Origin of the sequence: Streptomyces sp. NPDC048612 (assembly GCF_043199295.1) — a bacterium.
Taxonomy (GTDB): Bacteria; Actinomycetota; Actinomycetes; order Streptomycetales; family Streptomycetaceae; genus Streptomyces.
Genome location: NZ_JBICVV010000017.1, coordinates 66693 through 89145 on the forward strand (window position 1 = coordinate 66693; position 22453 = coordinate 89145).

Annotated in this window: 18 protein-coding genes and 2 tRNA genes; 10 read left to right on the forward strand and 10 right to left on the reverse strand. The window is 72.7% G+C overall.

All coding sequences use genetic code 11. The features are described from left to right. Window positions 1-12: 12 nt before the first annotated feature. On the reverse strand, window positions 13-1911 hold the full coding sequence (locus ACGFN2_RS24165) for an AMP-dependent synthetase/ligase (protein WP_393363703.1): 1899 nt from the start codon (window positions 1909-1911) through the stop codon (window positions 13-15). Window positions 1912-2076: 165 nt separating this feature from the next. Between ACGFN2_RS24165 and ACGFN2_RS24170 the strand changes: the two genes are divergently transcribed. The 3 genes from ACGFN2_RS24170 to ACGFN2_RS24180 all read left to right on the forward strand — a co-directional run bounded on the left by ACGFN2_RS24170 (window position 2077) and on the right by ACGFN2_RS24180 (window position 4556). Beyond that, complete coding sequence (locus ACGFN2_RS24170; protein WP_393363706.1) at window positions 2077-2382, forward strand: DUF6412 domain-containing protein; 306 nt, start codon at window positions 2077-2079, stop codon at window positions 2380-2382. Between the two features lie 93 nt (window positions 2383-2475). Beyond that, on the forward strand, window positions 2476-3561 hold the full coding sequence (locus ACGFN2_RS24175; protein ID WP_393363709.1) for a YidC/Oxa1 family membrane protein insertase: 1086 nt from the start codon (window positions 2476-2478) through the stop codon (window positions 3559-3561). A 137-nt stretch (window positions 3562-3698) separates the two neighbouring features. Then, window positions 3699-4556: a fumarylacetoacetate hydrolase family protein gene (locus ACGFN2_RS24180; RefSeq protein WP_362605124.1), complete on the forward strand. Its 858-nt coding sequence runs from the start codon at window positions 3699-3701 to the stop codon at window positions 4554-4556. A gap of 103 nt (window positions 4557-4659) precedes the next feature. Here ACGFN2_RS24180 and ACGFN2_RS24185 read toward each other — a convergent pair whose 3' ends face one another. Then, complete coding sequence (locus tag ACGFN2_RS24185; protein ID WP_393363713.1) at window positions 4660-5181, reverse strand: heme-degrading domain-containing protein; 522 nt, start codon at window positions 5179-5181, stop codon at window positions 4660-4662. After that, window positions 5178-6308, reverse strand: coding sequence for a Gfo/Idh/MocA family oxidoreductase (locus ACGFN2_RS24190; RefSeq protein ID WP_393363716.1), 1131 nt, complete (start codon window positions 6306-6308; stop codon window positions 5178-5180). The genes ACGFN2_RS24185 and ACGFN2_RS24190 overlap by 4 nt, the downstream gene beginning before the upstream one ends. A gap of 56 nt (window positions 6309-6364) precedes the next feature. Between ACGFN2_RS24190 and ACGFN2_RS24195 the strand changes: the two genes are divergently transcribed. The 5 genes from ACGFN2_RS24195 (at window position 6365) to ACGFN2_RS24215 (ending at window position 12057) form a co-directional block, all read left to right on the forward strand. Beyond that, window positions 6365-7645: an ROK family protein gene (locus ACGFN2_RS24195; RefSeq protein WP_393363719.1), complete on the forward strand. Its 1281-nt coding sequence runs from the start codon at window positions 6365-6367 to the stop codon at window positions 7643-7645. A gap of 431 nt (window positions 7646-8076) precedes the next feature. Continuing rightward, window positions 8077-8856, forward strand: coding sequence for an HAD-IIA family hydrolase (locus tag ACGFN2_RS24200; RefSeq protein ID WP_362605130.1), 780 nt, complete (start codon window positions 8077-8079; stop codon window positions 8854-8856). Window positions 8857-9003: 147 nt separating this feature from the next. Further along, window positions 9004-9552 (forward strand): hypothetical protein, encoded by a 549-nt coding sequence (locus ACGFN2_RS24205; RefSeq protein WP_393363723.1) that lies wholly within the window; start codon window positions 9004-9006, stop codon window positions 9550-9552. Then, on the forward strand, window positions 9542-10603 hold the full coding sequence (locus tag ACGFN2_RS24210) for a sortase domain-bontaining protein (protein WP_393363726.1): 1062 nt from the start codon (window positions 9542-9544) through the stop codon (window positions 10601-10603). The genes ACGFN2_RS24205 and ACGFN2_RS24210 overlap by 11 nt, the downstream gene beginning before the upstream one ends. Before the next feature lie 377 nt (window positions 10604-10980). Further along, window positions 10981-12057, forward strand: a complete 1077-nt coding sequence (locus ACGFN2_RS24215; RefSeq protein WP_362605135.1) for a glycoside hydrolase family 6 protein — start codon at window positions 10981-10983, stop codon at window positions 12055-12057. A 166-nt stretch (window positions 12058-12223) separates the two neighbouring features. On the opposite strand, the gene ACGFN2_RS24220 is transcribed toward ACGFN2_RS24215, so the two are convergent. The 3 genes from ACGFN2_RS24220 to ACGFN2_RS24230 all read right to left on the reverse strand — a co-directional run bounded on the left by ACGFN2_RS24220 (window position 12224) and on the right by ACGFN2_RS24230 (window position 17406). Further along, window positions 12224-14176 (reverse strand): kelch motif-containing protein, encoded by a 1953-nt coding sequence (locus ACGFN2_RS24220; RefSeq protein WP_362605137.1) that lies wholly within the window; start codon window positions 14174-14176, stop codon window positions 12224-12226. Further along, window positions 14173-16200, reverse strand: a complete 2028-nt coding sequence (locus ACGFN2_RS24225; RefSeq protein WP_393363730.1) for a glycosyltransferase family 2 protein — start codon at window positions 16198-16200, stop codon at window positions 14173-14175. Before ACGFN2_RS24225 ends, ACGFN2_RS24220 begins: the two co-directional genes overlap by 4 nt. Window positions 16201-17332: 1132 nt before the next feature. Then, window positions 17333-17406: transfer RNA gene (locus ACGFN2_RS24230), tRNA-Lys, on the reverse strand. A 380-nt stretch (window positions 17407-17786) separates the two neighbouring features. Between ACGFN2_RS24230 and ACGFN2_RS24235 the strand changes: the two genes are divergently transcribed. Further along, window positions 17787-18206, forward strand: coding sequence for an SsgA family sporulation/cell division regulator (locus ACGFN2_RS24235; protein ID WP_362605141.1), 420 nt, complete (start codon window positions 17787-17789; stop codon window positions 18204-18206). Next, window positions 18206-19558 (forward strand): hypothetical protein, encoded by a 1353-nt coding sequence (locus tag ACGFN2_RS24240; protein ID WP_393363733.1) that lies wholly within the window; start codon window positions 18206-18208, stop codon window positions 19556-19558. The genes ACGFN2_RS24235 and ACGFN2_RS24240 overlap by 1 nt, the downstream gene beginning before the upstream one ends. Window positions 19559-19698: 140 nt before the next feature. Here the strand turns inward: ACGFN2_RS24240 and ACGFN2_RS24245 are convergent. The 4 genes from ACGFN2_RS24245 to ehuD all read right to left on the reverse strand — a co-directional run bounded on the left by ACGFN2_RS24245 (window position 19699) and on the right by ehuD (window position 22453). Then, window positions 19699-19772, reverse strand: a tRNA-Lys gene (locus ACGFN2_RS24245). A 108-nt stretch (window positions 19773-19880) separates the two neighbouring features. Further along, a complete protein-coding gene (locus tag ACGFN2_RS24250) occupies window positions 19881-20639 on the reverse strand; it encodes an IclR family transcriptional regulator C-terminal domain-containing protein (RefSeq protein WP_362605144.1) in 759 nt (252 codons plus the stop codon). 355 nt (window positions 20640-20994) lie between these two features. Further along, window positions 20995-21846 (reverse strand): ectoine/hydroxyectoine ABC transporter ATP-binding protein EhuA, encoded by an 852-nt coding sequence (gene ehuA, locus ACGFN2_RS24255; protein ID WP_393363736.1) that lies wholly within the window; start codon window positions 21844-21846, stop codon window positions 20995-20997. Then, the gene (gene ehuD / locus ACGFN2_RS24260; RefSeq protein ID WP_362605214.1) at window positions 21836-22453 is read right to left on the reverse strand and encodes an ectoine/hydroxyectoine ABC transporter permease subunit EhuD; all 618 of its coding nucleotides are present in this window, start codon (window positions 22451-22453) and stop codon (window positions 21836-21838) included. The genes ehuA and ehuD overlap by 11 nt, the downstream gene beginning before the upstream one ends.

The window sequence follows — 22453 nt, forward strand, 5'->3', positions numbered from 1 at the left end:
CGTCTGCGCCGCTCAGCGCGCGTACAGGCTCTCCGCCGCCCATCTGCGCCGCTCCTGGCGGCCTTCGGGGTCCTCGCGCTGTCCCTGGGCGTACAGCGCGTCGATCTCGTCCGCGTGGCGCCGGACGATCGCCGCCCGCCGCAGCTTCAGCGACGGCGTCACCAGCCCGGCCTCCTGACTGAACTCCTCGGGCAGCACCCGGAACGCGCGGATCGACTCGGCCCGGGACACCGAGGCGTTCGCCCGGGCCACCGCCCGCCGCACCTCCGCGTGCAGCTGCTCCTCCGGCGTGGGCGCGCCGCTGTCCCTGCCGGGCTCCTCGCGCAGCTTGTGCCAGTGGTCGAGGGCCTCCGGGTCCAGCGTGATCAGCGCGGTCACATACGGCCGGTTGTCGCCGACCACCACGCACTGGGAGATCAGCGGATGGGCGCACAGCCGCTGCTCCAGCCCCTGCGGGGCCACGCTCTTGCCGTTGCTGGTGATGATGATGTCCTTCTTGCGGCCGGTGATGACGAGATAGCCGTCCTCGTCCAGGTGCCCCAGGTCGCCGGTGGCCAGCCAGCCGTCGTACAGCCCGCTGCCCGGGGTCTCGTCCTCGTCGAGGTAGCCGGCGAACACCACCGCGCCCCGCACCCACACCTCGCCGTCCAGCGCCAGGTGCACCGCGCTGCCCGGCAGCGGCAGCCCCACCGTCCCGAACCGCACCCGGCCGGGCGGCTGTACGGTGATCGCGCCGCTGGTCTCCGTCAGGCCGTAGCCGTCGTAGACGGTGATCCCGACGCCGGCGAAGAGCAGCCCCAGCTCGCGGAAGAGCGGCGAGCCGCCGGACACCGCGGTCCGCACCCGGCCGCCCAGCAGCTCCCGGATGCGGGAGTACACCAGCCGGTCGTAGAGCGCGTGCCGGGCCCGCAGGAAGGGGTCGGGGCCGCGCCCGGTGCCCTGCGCCTCCGCCGCGAGGGCCTCCGCGTAGCGCACCGCCACCGTCATCGCCGCGTCGAACGTCCGCCGCCGGCCCGCCTGTTCCGCGGCCTGCCGGGCGCGGGCGCAGATCTTCTCGAAGACGTACGGCACCGCGAACAGGAACGTCGGGCGGAACGAGGCCAGCGCGGGCAGCAGTTCGTCGGAGGTCACATCGGGCTGGTGGGCGAGCTTCACCCCGCCGCGCAGACACGCCACCTGCACCATCAGCCCGTAGACGTGCGCGAACGGCAGGAAGGCCAGCAGCGAAGGGAGTTCGCCGGGCGCGGCCAGCAGCCCGCCCCAGCCCGCGTAGAGGGTGTCGCAGCCCGCGGCGAGGTTGGCGTGGGTGATCACGCAGCCGCGCGGGCTCCCGGTGGTCCCCGACGTGTACACGATCGCCGCGACGTCGTCGGGGCCGACCGCGTGCCGCAGCCGGTGCACATCGGCCTCGGTGAGCCGGGTGCCCTCCTCCGCCAGCCGCTGGACGCAGTCCAGGTCCAGCTGCCACAGCCGCCGCAGCGCGGCCCGTTCGTCGCAGGCCTCGGCCACGGTCATGGCCTGCGCCTCGTTCTCCACGACGATCGCGGTGACCTTCGCCCCGGCGAGGATGCAGCGCAGCTGCTCGGCCGAGGCGGTCGGATACACCGGGACGAGTTCCCCGCCGATCGCCCACAGCGCATAACTGAACACGGTCCACTCGTAGCGCGTACGGGACATCAGCGCGACGCGTGTGCCGGGCCGTATCCCGTCCGCCAGCAGCCCCCTGGCCAGGGCCATGACCTCGTCACGGAATTGCGCCGCCGACACCTCCTGCCAGCCGTCGGGTGTGTGGTCGTCGCGGCGTGCGAGCTGAGCGAAATCCGGCTGGTGGGCGGCGGTGTCGAAGACGGAATCGGCAAGGCCGCCGCTCCGCAGTGGGGCCGCCAGGGCCGGGACGCTGATGTCGCGCACAGCACCTCCTAGGTGTTCCCCCTTGATTTCCCCCTGCTCCCCGCCGCCCCCGACGGCAGAGAGGGCGCAAGCTACCGGCCGGTCTCCCGGCTGCCCAGAGATGTGGCTACTCTTGAGCGGAAGACGACAAGTCTTGACGACCGGACAACCTGAGGAGGGCGCTGGATGTACCGCATCGCCGATGCCCTGCGCCTGTACACCTCGGCCCTCCTGTTCCTCCTGGCCGGCTTCCTGCTCACGCAGACCGGTCTCACCACGGCCCTGACCGCCGCCGCGACCACCACCGCGCTGCTGCTCCTGTGCCGCGCCTTCCTGATCGCGGCCTGCGCCCGGCCCGTGCCACCGGGCCGTATCCGTACGGCGATCCGCGACCGCGAGCGGCGCACGGCCTTCCTGCCGCAACGCGATCCCGACGCGGCCGGCCGGCCGCGTCCCCGGGCACCGGGCCGTTCCCTCCCGACGGCCGCGTAGGCGCACCGGTCCCCGTACCGCTCTTCCGCGTCCGCGCGGCTCGTCACGCCGAATCCACATCCCGGCACGACGAGACCCGTGGAGGGCTCAGCCATGTCCTTGTTCGGCTTCCTCGGCGACGCGCTGGCGCACGGCGCCCAGGCGATCGCCCCGCTCTTCGGCTCCGCGGCCATGGCCGCCGCCGTCGTCCTGTTCACCCTGGGGGTCCGCGCCGCGCTGCACCCCCTCGCCCGCGCCGCGGCCCGCGGCGAGAAGGCCCGTACGGCGCTCGCCCCGCAGCTGGCGGAACTCCAGCGCAAGCACAAGGGCAACCCCGAGCGGCTGCAGAAGGCCACCGCCGCCCTGTACGCCGAGACCGGCTCCTCGCCGCTCGGCGGCTGTCTGCCGACGCTGCTCCAGCTGCCCGTCTTCTTCGTGATGTACCACTTGTTCTCCACCGGGAGCGGCGACCTCCTGGACCACACCCTGCTGGGCGCGCCGCTCGGCGGGCACTGGACCGGGGCGCTCGCCGACGGTGGTGTGCTCGGGCCGCAGGGGCTGGTCTACCTCGGGCTGTTCGCGCTGGTCGCGGCGGTCGCGACCTGGAACTACCGCCGGGCCCGCGCCACGATGGCCAAGGCCCCGCAGCCGGTCGCGGGCAACGCCGCACTGCCCGGGATGGCCTCGATGGCCAAGGTGATGCCGCTGCTGTCCTTCGGCACGCTGATCACGGTCGCGGTGGTGCCGCTGGCCGCCGGGCTCTACATGGTCACGACGACGGCCTGGACGGCCTGCGAGCGGGCGCTGCTGCACCGGGACCGCGGACAGGGCGCGCCGGAGCCGGCGGCCGCGGGCGGCACGGCGAAGGGGGCGAAGGGGAAGTCCGCTTCGGGCGCGGGGAAGCCGGCGGCGGGCAAGGCTGCTTCGGGTGCGGGGAAGCCCGCCGCCGCGGGGAAGCCGGCTGCGGGTGACGGGAAGCCGGGTGCGGGGAAGCCGTCGCCGGCCCAGGCCCCGGCCCCGTCGGCGGAGGCCGTCGCGGCCGACGGGGAGCCGGGCGAGGGCGTCCCGCCGCAGCGCCCGGCACAGCAGCGGGCGGACCGGCGCGCGCCGAAGAGCCGCGCGGCCCGTCAGCGGGCGGCCCGCGCGCGGGCCAACTCGCGGGCCAGGGCCGGGGAGCAGAGCGCCACTACCCCGCAGTAAGGGTCCAGTCCGTGAACGGGGTCTTGCGGACCCGACCCCGTTCTTGGACGATCAGCCAAATCGCTCGATGGCCGTCCCCCATCGGCCGGCCCGGAAGATCCCTTCCGGGCCGACCTTCGACCACGGGAGTTGAACCGATGAAGCTGCTGCGAGTCGGACCGGTGGGGGCCGAACGCCCGGCGCTGCTCGACGGGGCCGGGGCACTGCGGGACCTGTCGGCCCTGGTGCCGGACATCGACGGCGCGCTCCTCGCCGACGAGGGAAAGCTGACCGAGATCCGCACCGCCGCCGCCTCCGGCGCGCTGCCGCGGCTCGACGCGGCCGGGCTGCGCACCGGCCCGCCGCTCGCCCGGATCGGCAAGATCGTGTGTATCGGGCTGAACTACCACGACCACGCCCGGGAGACGGGGGCCACGCCTCCCGAGGAGCCGATCCTCTTCCTGAAGGCCCCGGACACCGTCGTCGGCCCCGACGACACCGTGCTGGTCCCGCGCGGCAGCGTGAAGACCGACTGGGAGGTGGAGCTGGCCGTCGTCATCGGCCGCACCGCCCGCTACCTGGAGACCGACGCCCAGGCGAGGGCCGCGGTGGCCGGCTACACCGTGGCGCACGACGTCTCGGAGCGCGCGTTCCAGATCGAACGCGGCGGCCAGTGGGACAAGGGCAAGAACTGCGAGACGTTCAACCCCCTGGGCCCCTGGCTGGTGACCGCCGACGAGGTGCCCGACCCGCAGAACCTCGGCCTCCGGCTCCGGGTCAACGGCGACCTGAAGCAGAACGGCACCACCGCCGACCAGATCTTCCCGGTGGCCGAAGTGGTCCGCTACGTCAGCCGGTTCATGACCCTCCACCCGGGCGACGTCCTCAACACCGGCACCCCGGCCGGCGTCGCCATGGGCCACCCAGACCCCAAGCCGTACCTGCGGGCCGGCGACGTGGTGGAGCTGGAAATCGACGGCCTGGGCCGCCAGCGACAGGAGCTCCGGGCCGCCTGAGGGGCGGGAGCCCTCCGGGGCCGGCGGGTGGACTCAAGCACGGTCCCGCAACGCGACTGTGCTCCGCCGGCCCTCTGCCCCCCGGCTGTCCCCCTCTTCCACGTCAGCCCGCAGCCAGATACCGCTCCAGGCCCTCCACCACCAGCGCGTGGTCGTCGGCCTGGGGGAGGCCCGAGACCGCGACCACGCCGATGACGCCCGTGCCGCGCAGCCGGAGCGGGAAGGCGCCGCCGTGTGCCGCGTACCGGTCCGCGTCCAGTCGTGAACTCTCCTCGAAGGTGCGGCCCTTGGCGCGGAATCTGGCGCCGACCAGGTACGAGGACTCGGCGTAGCGTTCGACGACGGCGGATTTGCGGGCGATCCAGGCGTCGTTGTCGGCGGAGGTGCCGGGGAGCGCGCAGTGGAACAGCTGCTGGGCGCCGCGCCGGATGCCGATGGTCACCGCGGCGCCGCGCTCCCGCGCCAGCTCCACCAGCAGCGAGCCCAGGCGCCAGGCGTCCTCGTTGCCGAAGCTGTCGAGGACCAGCCGCTCTTCCTGGGCGGCCAGTTCGCGGAGCCCGTCGTCCGCCGGGCGCGGAGCGGCCGGGCCCGTGCCGGTGCCGTGGTCCGGACCGGCCGGGCTCATGTCCGGGCCTCGATGCGGACCGTGCGGCCTTCGGCGGCGGAGAGCCTTGCGGCCTCCAGGACCCGCAGGGCGGCGGCGGCCTCGGTGGCGGTGACCGGGGGGCGGCCGCCCTCGTGGAGGGCGCGGGCGATCGCGGCGTAGTAGGCGGGGTAGTCGCCCGGCAGGGTCGGTACGGGCTCGCCGCCGCCGGTCTGCGGGGACGAGCCGGCGCCGAGCCGGCCGTGGCGCGACTCCGGTTCCACGCCCCACGCGACGCCCTCGGTGCCGGGCCGCAGGCCCTCGCGCAGTGCGGCCTCCTGTGGGTCCAGGCCGTGCTTCACATAGCCCGCCTTGCTGCCCAGCACCCGGAAGCGCGGGCCCAGCATGGCGGTGGTGGCGCTCACCCACAGGTGGGAGCGGACGCCGCCGGCGTGGGTGAGGGCGAGGAAGGTGTCGTCGTCGGCCTCCGCGCCCGGACGCCGGATGTCGGACTCGGCGTACACCGAGACGACCGGCCCGAACAGGGTCAGCGCCTGGTCGACGAGGTGGCTGCCGAGGTCGTAGAGCAGGCCGCCGATCTCCTCCGGGTCGCCGGACTCGCGCCAGCCGCCCTTGGGCTGCGGCCGCCAGCGCTCGAAGCGGGACTCGAAGCGCTGGACGTCGCCGAGCGCGCCCTCCTCGACGAGGGCGCGGACGGTGCGGAAGTCGTTGTCCCAGCGGCGGTTCTGGAAGACGGAGAGCAGCAGGCCGCGGTCGTCGGCGAGTGCGGCGAGCTTCTCGGCCTCGGCGGCGGTCGCGGCCAGCGGCTTGTCGACGACCACCGGCAGCCCGGCCTCCAACGCGGCGGTGGCGAGCGGCACATGGGTCTTGTTGGGCGAGGCCAGCACGATCAGGTCGAGGTCGGCGGCGTGGTCCAGCAGGGCCTGGGGGGTGTCGACCGTACGGACCCGGGGGTGCTCGGCGCGGGCCTGCGCCTGCCGCTCCGGATCGGAGGTCGAGACGAGGTCGAGCCGCAGCCCTTCGGTGGCCGCGATCAGGGGGGCGTGGAAGACCGAACCGGCCAGGCCGTAGCCGATGAGGCCGACACGGAGCGGGCGGTGCGGGGCGGGGGTGCCGGGGGAGTCGCTCATCTCGATCGTCTCGCTCATGGATGCCACTTAAGCAACGCTGTTGCCAAAGTGCAAGCGATGCGGACAATGGGTGGGTGAGCGGCAACAGCGAGGGCGAGGACATTCCCCGGGAGCGAGGACGGGGACGGGGGCGGGGACGGGGAGCCGGAGGGCCGGGCGCGGCCGGTGCGTCGGGCGGCGTCGGGGGGACGGACGTTCCCGCGACGCCGGGGGCCGCCGCCGGTGGGCCGGACCCCGCCGGGAACCAGGGCGCCGCCGGGCCCGCCGGCGTCAACCTCCCCGCGCTGCGCGGGCACAATGCCGCGCTGGTGCTCGGGCTGCTCCGGGCCGCCGGCGAGGAGGGGGTCAGCCGACTGGAGCTCGCGGCCCGGACCGGGCTGACACCGCAGGCCGTCAGCAAGATCACCGCCCGGCTGCGGGCCGAGGGCCTGGCTGCCGAGGCGGGCCGCCGCGCCTCCACGGGCGGCAAGCCCGCCACCGTGCTGCGGCTGGTCCCCGGCGCCCGGCACGCCGTAGGGCTGCACCTGGACCGCGATGAACTCATCGCCGTACTCGCCGATCTCACCGGCGCCCCGGTCGCCGTGCGCCGTGCCCCGCTCGCCTTCGAGGCGGGCGCCGGGCCGGTGCTCGACACGGCGGTCCGGGAGGTCGCCGCGCTGCGTGCGGAGGCCGGCGGGCCGCCGGTGCTGGGCGCCGGGGTCGCCTGCCCGGGGCCGCTGGACCACACCACCGGCGTCCTGCACCGGGTCACCGGCGCGCCGCACTGGGACGGCTTCCCGCTGCGGGACGCGCTCGCCGCGCGCCTCGGCCTGCCCGCCGTCCTCGACAAGGACACCAACGCGGCCGCGCTGGGCCTGGCCCGGGGGATGCCGTCCGGCGCCGGCTCGTTCGGGTATCTGCATCTGGGCACCGGCCTGGGCGCCGGGCTCGTCCTGGGCGGCGGCCTCTACCGGGGACCGCGTACCGGCGCCGGTGAGTTCGGGCACCAGACCGTGCAGTGGGACGGGCCGCGGTGCGGCTGCGGACGGCGCGGCTGCATCGAGGCGCTGTGCCTGGCGGCGGTGGCCCGCGGCGATCTGCCGGGCGCGGCCGAGGTGTTGGGGACGGGCGCCGCCAACCTCGTGGAGCTGCTGGACATCGACCGGGTGCTGCTCGGCGGGCGCACCGTACTGGAGAACCCCGACGGGTTCCGGGCCGGTGTCGCCGCGGTCCTCGACGCCCAGGCCGGTGCCCGCGGCCGGACCGCCGTCCCGGTGGCGCTCGCCCGGGGCGGCGCGCGGGCGGTCGCGGACGGCGCGGCGGAACTGGTGCTCGCGCCGCTGTTCGGGGCGCGGGGGGCCGCTTCGGCGAGTTGAGGGAGCGCCGGGCGGCCGCCGTCCGGACCCGCCGCGGACGGCGCGGAGCCCGGCACCTGAGCCGTCGAGGAGGCAGGCGTCCGTCAACTCGCAGGGCCGCCAGTCGAGATGCATGACGCGCCGCCGCACGAAGACGAGACCGCCCGGCTCCGCCCCAGCAGCTCAGCGATATCGCCGGGCGCGGCCGCCTCTCCCGCCCGGACGATGCGCTGACCGTCCCGGCGGCCGCCGGCCGCGGTCCCGGTGCTCCAGGCGCCGGCGCTGTCCGGCCGGTGGAAGGCCGGAACGACGGCCCGGGTCAGGGTTCCGGTGGCTGACTTAGGGTGGGGGCGTCGGCCGTGTGAACGGCGCGCGGGACGCTTCGCGGGGTCCGTGGCGTGCGCGGGAGGCGGCCGGCGCCCCTGGTCCTCACGTACGGCAGGAGTCCGGCAGTGGCAGAGCGCAAGCCGATCGAGTCATGGCTCACCGACATGGACGGCGTCCTGATGCACGAGGGCGTTCCGGTGCCCGGGGCGGACGCCTTCATCAAGCGGCTGCGTGAATCGGGCAAGCCCTTTCTCGTGCTGACCAACAACTCCATCTACACCCCGCGCGACCTGCACGCCCGGCTGAGCCGCATCGGCCTGGACGTGCCGTGGGAGTCGATCTGGACGTCCGCGCTGGCCACTGCCCAGTTCCTGGACGACCAGCGGCCGCACGGCACCGCCTACTGCATCGGCGAGGCGGGCCTGACCACCGCCCTGCACGACATCGGCTACGTCCTGACCGACCATTCGCCGGACTACGTGGTCCTCGGCGAGACCCGCACCTACAGCTTCGAGGCCCTGACGAAGGCGATCCGGCTGATCAACGACGGGGCGCGGTTCATCGCGACCAACCCCGACGAGACCGGCCCCTCCCCGCAGGGCGCGCTGCCCGCCACCGGGTCGGTGGCCGCGCTGATCACCAAGGCGACGGGCGTCGAACCGTACTTCGTCGGCAAGCCCAACCCGCTGATGATGCGGCACGGCCTCAATGTCATCGGCGCCCACTCCGAGACCTCCGCGATGATCGGCGACCGGATGGACACCGATGTGCTGGCCGGTCTGGAGGCGGGCATGGAGACCTTCCTCGTCCTGACCGGCCTCACCCGCCCCGAGGAGATCGACCGGCATCCGTTCCGGCCGTCCCGTGTGGTGGACTCGATCGCTGACCTCATCGACCTGGTGTGACCGGGGCGGGCTCCGGGGCGGGCGGCGGCCCATCCCGGCTGCGGCCCGCCACCGGCCAGGAGCCCCACCCGAACGGCGCAGCCTCGGACCGCACCGGATGCGGCCGGGCTCGCGTGGGCGGACCTTCGGAGTTATCGGAGGTTCACCATGCGCTCACGGCAACTTGCTCTCTGTGCCGCGGTCGCGGCCTGCGCAGTGACCACGGCGCCCGCGTACGGCGCGGACGCCCGCGGCACCGGAACCACAACGGGCCTGGTCAGGGCAATGGTCCAGGCCGACGGGGCGGGTCCGGCCGGCCCCGCTCCGGGCGCCGCCCGCCGCGCGGGCGCCCTGCGGAGCACCGGGGGCACCGCCGGGTGGGCCGCCGCGTGGGCCGCCGCCCCCTTCCGTTCCGGCTCGGCGGCCGTCCAGGCCGCCCGGTCGGCCCGCCTCGAACCGGCCGCCATGACCGCCCCGGCCGGACCACGGGCCGCCGCCGACGCCACCCGCGCCTCCCGCGGGCGCCCAGCGGCCCCGGCGAACCGGGCCGCCAAGGGAACCGCGGACACCCATGCCGCTCCGAGCGGCGAGCTGAGCAGTACGTCGGCCGTGGGCCTGGTGCTGGCCGGCGGCGTGGTCCTGGTCATCGCGGGACAGCTGCTCCGGCTCCGGCTGAGACTGCGCCGCGAGCGACGGGGCGAGGCCGATGAGCGCTGACGAAGACGGGCGGACGGGCGCGGTCGGGGTGACGGCCAGGCCTGACGACGCCGGGCCGGGTGGCGGTGTACGGGGCATGAAGGCTGCTGACCTACAGGCCATGAACGCCGGTGGCGTACCGGGCACGAAGGCCGGTGTCCAGGGCACTCACGTCACCCGCGGACTCGGTGGCGTCCGCACCGCCCCCAAGGCGTTCGACCTCCTCGTCCTGCCCGGCAGCGGCCTCGGTGGCCCTCTCCTCCCCGGCACCGATACGGGAACCTGCCCCGGCCCTGACAGGGACACTGGCCGCGCCCCCGCTTCCGCTCACGCCGCCGTCCCCGACCCCACCCGCGAGAACGCCCCCACCCGCCGCCCCGCCCAGCTGCTCGCCGGTGTGGCCTGGGCGGTGTTGCTGCTGGGGCTGTGGATGTGGGGCCATGATCTGGCGGACGGGGTGGCCGCGCAGTTCGCCACGACCGGTGATGTGGCCGCAGCCGGGCGCCCGTTGGGCCGGCAGGCGCCTCCGCATGCGCACGCCCCGGTACCCGCCGCCCCGGCCACCCGGCCTGTGGGGATCAGCGTCGACGCCCTCGGCGTACGGGGGGCCGGCATCACCGGACAGGACCTCGACGAGGACGGCGTCCTCGCCCCGCCCCCGTACACCTCCCCGGCGCCCGTCGGCTGGTACGCCGCGGGGCCGCAACCCGGCGAGGCGGGTGCGGCGCTGCTCGTGGCCGGGCCCGGCGCCGACCGCGGTGCCGACGCCCGGCGGACCGCCTTCCACCGGCTGACCCGTCTCAAGCCGGGCGCGCGGCTGGACATCCGGCGCGCCGACGGCAGCACCGCACGCTTCACCGTCGAGGACGTCCAGCTCTACGACCGCCACCGCTTCGATCCCCGCAAGGCCTACGCCGCCCACGACCGGGGCCGTTCCGAACTCCGCCTGATCACCGAGGACCGCAGCAGCGCCCCTGCCTCCGCACGGCATGGCGGCGACCCGGGCAACGTGATCGTCGTTTCGGCCTACCTGACGGACTACCAGGAGCCGCCACACACCGGGAACGGCTGACGGGAGCGGCCAACCGGCGGCCTGACGGGACCACCTGACGGAACCCGCCGCCAACGCCTGACGGGACCCGCCAGCCGGCCTCCCGACAGAGCCCGTTGAGCCGCCCGCCCACACCCCGGCAGCCACGCCGCCCCGTACGAGGCGGCGAACCGCCGCACACGCCCGGCCCAGCCGACGGAAGCCAAGAAGCCGCCGCGAACGGTCGCCGCGAACGGCCGACCGAGGACGTCCCGGCGCCTAACCGCGGTTCCCGCACCGCGCATTGTGTGCACGCTGTCCACAGGCCGGACCGGTCACTTGAGGCATGTGCCACGATGGGTGCGGCCGGTGGTCCCCCGCCGACCGTGTTCCGTGTTCGTGCTCCGAGGGGGGAGTGGATGTACGGCAATCTGCGACGGATGGCCGGGGCCGGTACGCCGGGCGGGTCCCGCGACGGCCGGCGGCGCTCCGCGCGTGCCGGTGCGGTGCCGGCGAGGGCGGCCGTGGGGGCGCTGGCTCTGCTACTGCTCGCCGGCTGCTCCGACGGCGACAGCGAGGGCGGCGTGCCGGACAGACCCGGCCAACGCCCCAAGTCCCTCGCGCCGTTCTGGGTCAACCCCGACAGCAAGGCGGCCCGTCAGGTGGCCGCGTACGGCAAGGACGGCAAGTCCGGTGACGCCCGCCTGGTCAACAAGATCGCGGCGCAGCCGGTCGCCGAGTGGATAGGCATCGACGACCCGCAGGGGGAGGCCCGCGGCTTCACTGAGGCGGCTGCCAAGGCCGACCGTGAGGCGCTGCTGGTGCTCTACAACATCCCGCACCGCGACTGCGGCAGTTACTCCAAGGGCGGCGCCGCCGACGGCAACGCGTACCGCGCCTGGCTGGACGGGGTGCTCAAGGGCATCGGCGACCGCGCCACCACCGTGATCCTGGAGCCCGACGCCCTGCCGCACATCGAGGACAAGTGCACCCCGCAGCAGTTCCACGAGGAGCGCTACGCCCTGCTGACGGAGGCGGTCGGCAAACTCAAGGCACTGCCGCACACCAAGGTCTATCTGGACGCCGGCAACCCCCACTGGATCAAGGACCCGGGCCGGATGGTCGAGCCGCTCAAGCGGGCCGGTATCGACCGCGCCGACGGCTTCGCGCTGAACATCTCCAACTACCAGACCACCGCGGAGAACACGAAGTACGGCAAGAAGCTGTCCGCCATGGTCGACGGCAAGCCCTTCGTGATCGACACCAGCCGCAACGGCAACGGCCCGGCCCCCGGAGGCGACGACCCGGAGAACTGGTGCAACCCACCCGGCCGCGCCCTGGGCACGCCGCCCACGACCAAGACCGGCGACCCGCAGATAGCCGCCTACCTGTGGATCAAGCGCCCCGGCGAGTCGGACGGCAGCTGCAAGGGCGGCCCCAAGGCCGGCACCTGGTGGCCCAAGTACGCCCTGGGCCTGGCCCACAGCGCGAAATGACCACCGCGCCCGGCCGGCGACGGCGACCGCACCTCGCCGGTGACGGCCGACCGCGCCCGGCCGGTGCAGGCGACGTGCCCCGCCGGTGACGGCGACCACGCCCCGCCCGTGACGCCGTGGGGCCGGCGGTGGACGACACCGCCGGCCCCACACAAACCCACCGCCCCTACTGCCGTTCGGGCGCGACCTTCACCCACACCGCCTTCGACGGCGTGCCCTTCGCGTCGACCGCGTGGAGCATGTACCACCCGGGCGGCACCAGCGAGGGGTCCTTGGGCAGGGTGACCGTCACCCCCTTCCCGTCCTTCGCCACCGTGAAGTCCAGCGCGATGGAGCGCTGTTCGATGTTGGTGACATGGGTGAACGAGCCGGGACGCATCAGCCGCATCTTCTTGATGGCGGAGGCGTGCGGAGCGCCGTAGGTCGCACGGTCGCCGAGCGAGAGCGTCCGCGACTGCCCGCCCGTCAGCTCCGGGCGGGACTTCCGGTAGAGGTACGGCGGGGTGTAGAGGTCGATCTCCTGCTGGAAGACGCCCGGCTTGGTGTTGTCCTTGTCGCCGAAGAGGGAGTCGGAGCCGAAGGTCATCACCCGGCCGTCGGGCAGCAGCAGCGCCCCCGAGTGGTAGTTGCGGCCGACCAGCGGATCGGCCACCTGCCGGGCGGTGTTGGCCGCCGGGTCGTACAGCTCCGCCTTGAGCACGTTGGAGGCGCTGCGCCCGCGGTAGTCACCGGAACCGTTGGTGGTCAGCACGGTGTCGTCCGGCATGATCACGCTGCTGGGGTAGCGGGCCTTCGCATACAGCGGCGGACCGTCCTTGAAGCGCGGCGACGGGGCGTGCAGATCCACGATCCGGGTCTTGTCCGTGGACTTCGGGTCCTCGCCGACGCCGCCCCCGCCCAGCACCATGTACCGCTGCTCCTGGGCCGGCGGCAGCAGCACCGACATCGACGTCTCCAGGATGTTCGGGTCGCTCATCCCGGGCACGTACTGGAACCTGTTGGACTTCAGATCCCAGATGCCGGGCTTGCGGCCGATGTTGTCGGGGCCGTAGCCGGCGTTGGAGCCGGTGTAGAAGATCCGGCCCTGGTCGGTGAGGAAGAGCGCCGGGTAGGTCGGGAAGAAGCGCCGCTTGGGCAGATAGCGCCACTTCTTCGTCTTCGGGTCGTAGATCTCCTGCTTGCCGGGGACCACCTGCCCGATCTCGTCCAGCCCGGAGACGGAGAGGACCTTGCCGTCCTGGAGCGTGGTGAGCGTCGGGTACCAGCGGGCCTCGTTCATCGGGTCCACGGGCAGATAGCGCTCGGCCACCGGGTCGAACTCGAAGCTGTCCTTGATCCCCTGGAAGTCCTTCTTGTCGAAGGACAGCTTCTGCGCGATGCCGTAGAAGTTCCGGGCGTCCGCGCCGGTCAGACCGTGGATGCGGTAGTTGTCCTGGGCACCCGTGGAGTGCGACGGGCCGTCCTTGAGGGCCTCGACATAGACCCGGGCCTCGCTGTGCACGACGGTGACCTTGCCGGTCACCGGGTCGGCCTTCTTCTTCGCCCGGGGGACCACGACCGGGTCCTTGGAGGCGAAGGTCTTGCCGTTCTTCTTGCCGGTGAAGAGGGTGCCGGCCGGGAACGTCTTAGGGCCGTCCGGGTCCTCGTTGTAGAGGATCATGAGGCCGCCGGCCTTCTTCACATCGCCGTTCAGCTTCTCGTAGCGCTGGGTGCCGCCGGCCACCAGGAGCTTGCCGTCCGGGAGCTGGGTGTGCCCGGAGCAGAAGAGGTCCTTGGGGGTGGGGATGTTCTTGAAGGTGTTCTTCTCCGGGTCCCACAGGACCGTGCGGAACGATTTCGCCCTGAAGTTCGCCGCGTTGTTGCCGGAGCCCGCGACCAGCAGCACCTTCCCGGTGTGCAGCAGGGCCGCGTGGATGGTGTTGATCCGGAACTTCTGCGGGACGTCGACGACGTCCCAGTGGCCGTTGGACGCCTTGTACTCGGGCCGGTTGATCTTGTACTGGTGGTACTGCTCCGAGGCGAAGCCGTAGAGAGCCGGCCCGTTCATCCCGGCCAGCGCGAGCACCACCGCCGTCGCTATCGCCACTCTGCGGGTGCGACGGCTCGGACGGTACTTCATGTGTGACGTCCCCCAAGGGCGATCTGCATGGTCTGTTCGGTGGTGGCGGCCGGACCGGTGGCCCGGTCACCGGCCGGAGCGGCCGTCTCGCCGGCGTCCGCAGTGGCCGTCTCCCCGGCGTCCGCCGTGGCGGCCTCGCCGGCGTCCGGAGCGGGCGGCCCCGCGCCCTCGGCCGCTTCCGGCGGACTCCCGCCGTCGGCCCCGGCCCCGGTCCCGGAGGCGGCCGCACTCCGCTTCCGCTTCTCGTCGCGGACGGTCATCCGCCAGGCGACGATCGGCGCGGCGGTGATCAGCATCGCGAGCATCGCCCAGATGACCATCGCCGGATGGCTGTGCCCCAGGACGAACGAGGCGATCAGTGAGCCGCCGAAGACGACCAGGAAGAACAGATGCACCCGGAAGGTCCCGAAGAGCGTGTCGGGGCTGGACGAATCGCCCTTCGGCGTGACCACGAACTTGCTCTTGCGGCGCAGCGCCGCGTCGAACAGCGACCGGGCGTAGATCGGCGCGGACAGCGCGGACATCACCATGCCGGCGACACCGCCGGAGCCCTCCGGCTCGTGCGGCGAGACATTGTGCCGCCGGTTCCAGACGTACAGGCCGATCTGCAGCGCCGAGGCGTTGCCGTACAGCATCATCCACACCGCCGGGTCGATCTCCACGCCCGAGGCGCCCAGACCCAGGAACAGCGCACAACTCAGCGCCGCCAGAATCCAGTTCAGCGCCGACATCGGGTAGAAGATCACCATCATGCTGTAGTTGACCAGCCGGCCGAACGGCAGGGTGAACGGCGCCTTCCAGAACTGCTTGAGGATCGTCTCGTACGTCCCGCGCGACCAGCGCAGCTGCTGGGTGAAGAAGTCCGTCCAGGCCGTGGGCCCCTCACCGACCGCCAGCACGTCCGGGGTGTAGACCGAGCGCCACTTCTTCCCGGTCTGCGGGTTGCGGTGCCGGTGGATCTCGAACCCGGTCGCCATGTCCTCGGTGATCGAGTCGTACAGCCCGCCGATCTGCTTGAGCGCGCTGATGCGTACGGCGTTGGAGGTGCCGACGAACATCGGCGCGCCGTAGCGGTTGCCGGCCCGCTGGATCAGCGCGTGGAAGAGGAACTGCTGGGACTCGGCGGCCTTGGTGACGAAGGTGTCGTAATTGCCGTACACCTGGGGGCCGATGACGAAGCCCACGTCCGGGTCGCGGAAGAAGCCGAGCATCCGCTCCAGGTAGTTGGGCAGCGGGACGTGGTCGGTGTCGACGGAGGCGAAGTAGTCGTAGTCGTCGCCGTGGGCCGCCAGCCAGGCGTTGTAGTTGCCGTGCTTGGTCTTGGCGCGGTGCGGCCCCTTGGGCTGGTTCCACTCCGGGATGCCCTTACGGGAGAAGTGGTGCACGCCCAGCCGCCGGCAGACCTCCTTGACCTCGGGGTCGTCGCCCTCGTCCAGCAGCCAGATGTGCAGCAGCCCGCGGTGACGTATCTTCACCGCCGCCTCCAGGGTCTTCGTGACCATGGCGAGGGGCTCCTTGCCCGGCACGAAGGAGGTGAGGAAGGCGACCCGGGTCCCGCTCTCGGGGATGACCGGGACGGGGTCGCGGGCGACGAGGGTGGCGTGCGCGTTGGACAGCACGTTCATGCACCGGAAGAGCTCGATCAGCCCGATCGAGACCAGCATGACGGTGTCCAGCACCGGCAGGAAGTCGTAGGCGGGGTAGTCGCGTTCGGTCCAGTTGCCCGGCTGCATCAGCCAGACCAGCAGCCCGAACGAGAGCAGCGGCGCGGCACCGAGCATCAGGGCGGCCCGGATACGGTGCGGCTCGTCGGCGAGCAGCGAGCGGTAGCGGACCCGGTACGGCGTGTCCGGGTCCGGCTGGGTGAGCGGCCCGGCCAGTCGGCTGTAGTGCTCGTAGTCGTAACGCGGCAGCGGCTTGCGCTGGGTGCACCGCTGCCGCTGCTGACGTGGCACACGCAGGCGCGCGGTGGCGGACGAATCGTACGAGTGCTGCGGCCGGGCACCGTCAGGTGGCGACGTCATGGGTCCATCCCCCCGCACGCGACTGAGCGCGTGCCGTGTGCTGATAGCCCGATTTCTCGGTCCCCTCGACCGACTCGGGCTCACTGGTCTCGGCCGTCCGCACCGTCAGAACGGTGACGGCCATGTTCCGGTGTATGAGGAACGCCCCGTAATCCTGCCAAGCAGCGGGGTCCCCGCGTTCACATCACGCCACCGGGCGTATGCCTTTCTTCCCACTCCTGCGAACCCCGCCGCATTTCGACCGAGTTCCCTGGTCAGAGTGCCGAACGCCCTTGCCGATTGCAAGATGCAACGCAAGGTATGAGTACCGGAAGTGGCAATATCCGGACGCCCGATGGCGCTGTGCGCAGGGCTTTGACCTGGAACGGCAGCTGTTTTCCGGCTTGTTGACAGTGAGTGTCGGGATAACTGGAATGGCATGCTCCGTCAACGCAGAGTTACCTTTCCGGATAACGGGGAATGCCCCTCGCCCGCAAAGTCCGACGGCAACTGGCAAGGTAATAAGGAGAGTCGGCGGAATCGGACCCGCGGGGCGCCACGATTTGCGGTTCGCGGCGCATCGCCCGAACCCTCCGGCCGGAGCCTTTGTGGCCGTGCGTGCGATTTGGAACAGTATCTGAAGGAATTCACCCGCAAAACCTGGGATGGGCAGATCCGCGACGGATTCGCCGCGAACCGCCGAATCCCGGTAAGTGACCTGCGAGTACGGCGAATTGGCTGAAGGTCGGGCCCGGCGCCCTGGCGGTTCCGCGCCACGGTCCCGACGGGTGCGCTGCCCGCACGCGATGCCGCCGGCCCGGTTCCCGGCGTGCCTGCCGGTGGCATCACGCGACATCCCGCGAAGCCGCACGGAGTCGTGCCGCCATGGAGTCACGCGTCGCGCCGCCGTGAAGCCGTATGCCGTGCCGCCGTGGAGTCGCGCACCCGGCGCCCGTCATGAGGTCGCACGCCACTGCGCCACGACCTCGCACGCGCGTTCCCCGCGGCCGCCCGTCCGGCGCGAGGGGCTGCTCCTCCCGGGCGACCGCCACCCGCGTGCCCCGAGGGCCGCGGGCGGCCTGGCGCGCCCACCCCGTAAGGGTGCGGGCAGACGACTGAGGCCCCTCGCATGGCGAGGGGCCTCAGTGTGTCGTGCGCCGCCAGGGACTCGAACCCCGGACCCGCTGATTAAGAGTCAGCTGCTCTAACCAACTGAGCTAGCGGCGCGTGCTGACCTGGAAAACTCTACACGATCTCGGAGAGTGCTCCGTACCCGCGACCGCGCACCTCACGCATCCACCCCATGTGACCCTCGCCACTCGTGATCGGCGAGCGCGTGACCGAATCGTCACCTAAGTGCGCATTCGTCCATTCTCCCCTCATGGGTCACCAATTGACCCGTCAACATGCGATATCGGCAGTCGGTTGAGAGGCTGAGGCGAGCGCTGTGACGCAAGAACCGCACAGGGTCCAGGGGACGCCGGCCATGGCGTCCGTCACTCCTCCCGCCCCTGTTGCAACCCCACCCGCCACAGCTACGTCTGCCAGGACGCGCGCCCCGGACCGGGTCCCCGGGACTCGCCCCTCCGTCGGAAAGGTTGATCGTCGTGGTGTCGACAGCCAAGCGCACCCTTGAGATGCGGCTCCTCCTCGGGCCGGACGAAGCAGTTCCGGTGGCCGGCCGGTTCAGCTACCGCAGTGACCGCCCGTACGAGGTCGAGGTCGCCTTCATCAGCCGCGGCCAGACGGTCGCCACCTGGCTGTTCGCCCGCGAGCTGCTGCTGGCCGGGCTGCAGGACGAGGCGGGGGAGGGGGACGTACGGGTCTGGCCCTTCCGCCGGCCGGGGGAACCGCGCCGGGTCCACATCGAGCTGTCCACCGACGACAGCGTCTGCGAGCTCTCGGTGCGCGCGACGGAGCTGACCGCCTGGCTGGAGCAGACCGTGGCGATCGTGCCGCCCGGCCACGAGGGCGGCTACCTCGACATGGATGCCCACCTGGCCCGGCTGTTCGCAGGAAAGTGCTGATGGGGGACACGGCGATCATGAAGACGACGACGGCCGGGCCGGTCGGCACGGCCGGTCCGATGACGACGGCAGACCTGAGGGCGGCGCCCGGGACGATGGCACCCGCCGACCCGGGGGCGACCGCCGGTCCGGTCATGGCGCCCGGGTCCGGCATACCGCCCGCCGCCGCCCCGCTGCCGGCCGCCCGCCGCCCCATGGGCCCCTGGCGGGCCGAGGCGGGCGCCCAGGCGGCGGTCCGGGAGGGGGACGAGCCGCCGCCCGCCGGGCGTGCCGAGGGGGACGCGGACGGTGGCGCCGACCCCGCCGCGGTCGCCCCGCACGACCCCTGCGCCCACGGCTTCCTGCCCGAGCGGCCGCCCGTCCGCTCCCTGATCGGGACCTGGACCCGGCTGGACGCCATGGCCCGTGCGGCCGCGATCGCGCCCGACCGGGAAGCCGCCGTGGCGCTCGTCGAACGGGCCCGCCGCGCCGACGAGTTGGCCGCGCTGCGGCAGCGCGTCTCCCGGCTCTCGCTGCGCAACGCGGAAGCCGCCGCCATGCGGATCGCGGTCATCGCGGTGTCCTGCGGCTGGTGCGGCATCGACCCCCAGGCACCGGCCGCACGGCAGGTCGCCGACGAGGCGTTCCTCGACCTCTGGGCGGCGATCGCGCACCGTATCGGCCACGACCAGTTCGTCGCGTTGCCCACCCTCGCGCTCCACAACTGGGCCCCGGAACGCAAACCGCGCCGCCACATCCCCATCGACCAGCTGGCCCGCACCGAAACCCTGGTGCCGATCGTCCGCTGGGCCCCGGAGGGCCAACCGCTCAGTCGGCTGGACCGGTTGATGCTGGCCGCGACCCGCCTGGAGGCGCACGGGATCTGGCTCTTCCGGCTCGCCGAGACCCTGGCGGGCCGCGCGCCCGACGACTCCTCCACCCCGACGGCGCTGCGCCGGCTGGTCCGGGTCCAGCACGCGCTGCGCACCCAGCTCCAGGCCGAGGCGGCGGAGCTGTCGGCGGCGCCGGCCACCCCGCAGCAGCGCGCGGTGCTCGGCGCGCTCGCCGGGCAGGGCGCCCTGGAGCCGCCGGTGCTCCAGGCCGCCGACGCGGTCCTGGGTATCGGTGCCCGGCGGATGCGGGAGGGCCGGCGGCAGCTGCTGCGGCGCCACCTCCCGGCGCAGCACCGTGCCTGGCTCAGCGCGATGGACCGGCACTGCGCCCCCGTGCGGACCCTCGCCCACCGCGGCGGCCCCGACGCCGCCGTCTACCGCGAGGCCCAGGAGTCCCTGATCGCCCTCCGCCGCACCTACACGGCACTGGTGCAGGCCGCGGCCCGCCCCACGACGGCCCCGCTCACCAGGGCGGCCTGACCCGGCCACGCTCCGCCCGCCCGCGCCGCTCCGGCCGAACCGCTCCCGGGGCGGCGCGCGGCGGGGGCTGGCGACCGTCCGGACGTGCGGGCACAACGAAGTGGGCGTCCCCGGAGAACCGGAAACGCCCACTCGATACGTGCGCCGCCAGGGACTCGAACCCCGGACCCGCTGATTAAGAGTCAGCTGCTCTAACCAACTGAGCTAGCGGCGCGCGCTGACAAAAGAAATACTACCTGGTCGAGAGGGGTGCTCAGGACCACGGCGGGGAGAGTGGTGCGCCTGGGCGCCGCCGGACCGGCCGGCGCGGTGGCCCCCGGGATCAGATCGCCAGGGACAGCAGGACCGGAGCGGCCTGACGGTTGAGGGTGTCGGCGGCCTGCCGCAGCCGGTGGGCGTGCTCCAGCGGCATGGACAGGGCCAGACAGCCGACCGTCGCACCGGCGGTGATCGGCACGGCCGCGCAGACCGTGCCCACCGCGTACTCCTGGAGATCGAGCACCGGGACCGTGGGCGGCTGGCTGTCGAGCTTGTGGAACAGGACCTTCTCGTTGGTGATCGTCCGCGAGGTGAGCCGGGCGGTCTTGTGGCGGGAGAGGTGGTCCTTGCGGCCGTCGTGGTCGAGCTGCGCGAGCAGGCACTTGCCGACCGCGCTGGCGTGCGCCGTGCGGTGGAATTCGGCCCACTCGTTGACCTTGGGGGCCAGCGGTCCGTCGGCGTAGTGGAGGATCTTCACCTCGCCGTCGATGTACCGGCTGATGTAGACCGCCGCGCCGACCGAGTCACGCAGCTGGTCGAGGGTGAGCTGCAGCTTGTCGCGCAGCGCCTGGTCGCGGTCCCCGTCCGAGCCGAGGAGCAGGAGGGAGGCGCCGATGACGTACGCCCCGTCCGTGACCTGCTCGACATAGCCCTCGCGCCGCAGCATCGCGAGCATCTGGTCGAGCTGGCCCGGTGGCAGACCCGTCTCCCGGGCGATCTGCGCGTCGGTCACGCCCTCGGCGTGCCTGGAGACCGTTTCGAGTACGCGAAGGGCGTACTGCACCGAATGGAACGGCGCGGTCGGCTCGGGCTTCAGCGCCACGGTGTCCCCCTAGCAGGTTGTTACCGCTTGCGTCGTGACCGCCGTCGGTGGTCCCGGCCCGGGCTGGCGCGGCCGGTCCCGGACAACGGGGCTGCCCTCACGATAGCGGCCAACGGCCCTCAGGGGAGGGGGTCTTGACTGAAAAGAAGCGCGCCCCGGACAGCTGTACTGGGGGTGGGGACTTTGGCATATGCCAAAGTCACGGTTCCGGGGCACCGGCGGCTCGGTGCCGTACGGGCCCCGGCGTCCTGGTGCCCGTGCCGGGCGGTGATCCGGGACGGCGCGGAACCGGCCAAGGGTGGTGAGCCCCCAGCCAGGGGCTCACCACCCGAACTCGCGCTGTGACGCGTGTGGTTCAGAGCACGGCGCTCAGGAACTCCCGGGTCCGCTCGTGCTCCGGCTCCGTGAAGATCTTCTCCGGGGAACCGGACTCGATGACCCGGCCGGCGTCGAACATCAGCACGTCGTCGGAGATGTCCCGGGCGAAGTTCATCTCGTGGGTGACACAGAGCATCGTGATGTCCGTGGTGTGCGCGATGTCCCGCAGGACGTCGAGCACACCGGCCACCAGCTCCGGGTCCAGCGCCGAGGTCACCTCGTCCAGCAGCAGCACCTGCGGGCGCATCGCCAGTGCCCGGGCGATGGCGACCCGCTGCTGCTGGCCGCCGGAGAGCTGGGTCGGGTACTTGTCGAGGTGCGCGGTCAGGCCCACCAGTTCGAGAAGCTCACGGGCCCGCTCCTCGGCGGCGTCCTTCTCCATCCCCAGGACGTGCACCGGCGCCTCGGTGATGTTCCGCAGCACCTTCATGTTGGGGAAGAGGTTGAACTGCTGGAACACCATGCCGATGTTCTTGCGGACCTCGCGGATGTGCTTCTCGCCGGCCGGGACGAGCTTGCCGCCCTTCTCCTCGTGCGTCAGGTAGGTGCCGCCGACCTTGATGGTGCCCTCGTCGGGCTTCAGCAGCGTCATCAGCAGCCGCAGAATCGTGGTCTTGCCGGAGCCCGAGGGGCCGATGAGGGTGACGTGCTTGCCCGAGGAGACGGTGAAGTCCAGGGAATCCAGGACGGTGTTGGTCCCGAACCGCTTGGTGACGTGGTCGAAGCGGATCAGCTCGGCGCCTTCCCCGGACCCGGTCCGGGCGGGGCCCCCGTCCGTCGGGCCGGGCGTTTCCTTCGCGTCTTTCGAGGGGTTGCTGTCAGCGGACAAGACGACGCTCCAGGGCTCGCAGGAGGAGAGAAGTGGGGTAGGAGATGACCACGAAGAGGATGCCGACGACGGTGATCGGCTCCAGGTAGTCGAAGGTGGTGGCGCTGATGCTGTTCGCCTGGAAGAGCATGTCGGCGACGGTGATACCGGCCAGCAGCGGCGTGTCCTTGAACATCGCGATGACGTAGTTGCCGAGCGCGGGCACCACCCGGCGGAAGGCCTGCGGCAGGATCACCGCGGTCCAGGTGCGCCGCGGCGGCAGGCTCAGCGCCGTGGCGGCCTCCCACTGGCCTTCCGGCACCCCGTCGATGCCGGCGCGGTAGACCTCGGAGGTGTACGTCGAGTAGTGCAGGCCCAGGCCGATGACGCCCGTGGTCAGCGGCGCGAAGGTGAGCCCCCAGCCGGGCAGCACGAAGAACAGGAAGAACAGCTGCACCAACAGCGGGGTGTTGCGGACGAACTCGACGAAGACGCTGACCGGCCAGGTCACCCAGCGGCTGCGCGCCCGCAGGGCCAGCGCCCACACCAGCCCGAGCACGAAGGAGACCAGCGAGCCGTAGATCGTCGCCTGGACCGTGATCCACAGCCCTTCGAGGATCTGGGGCAT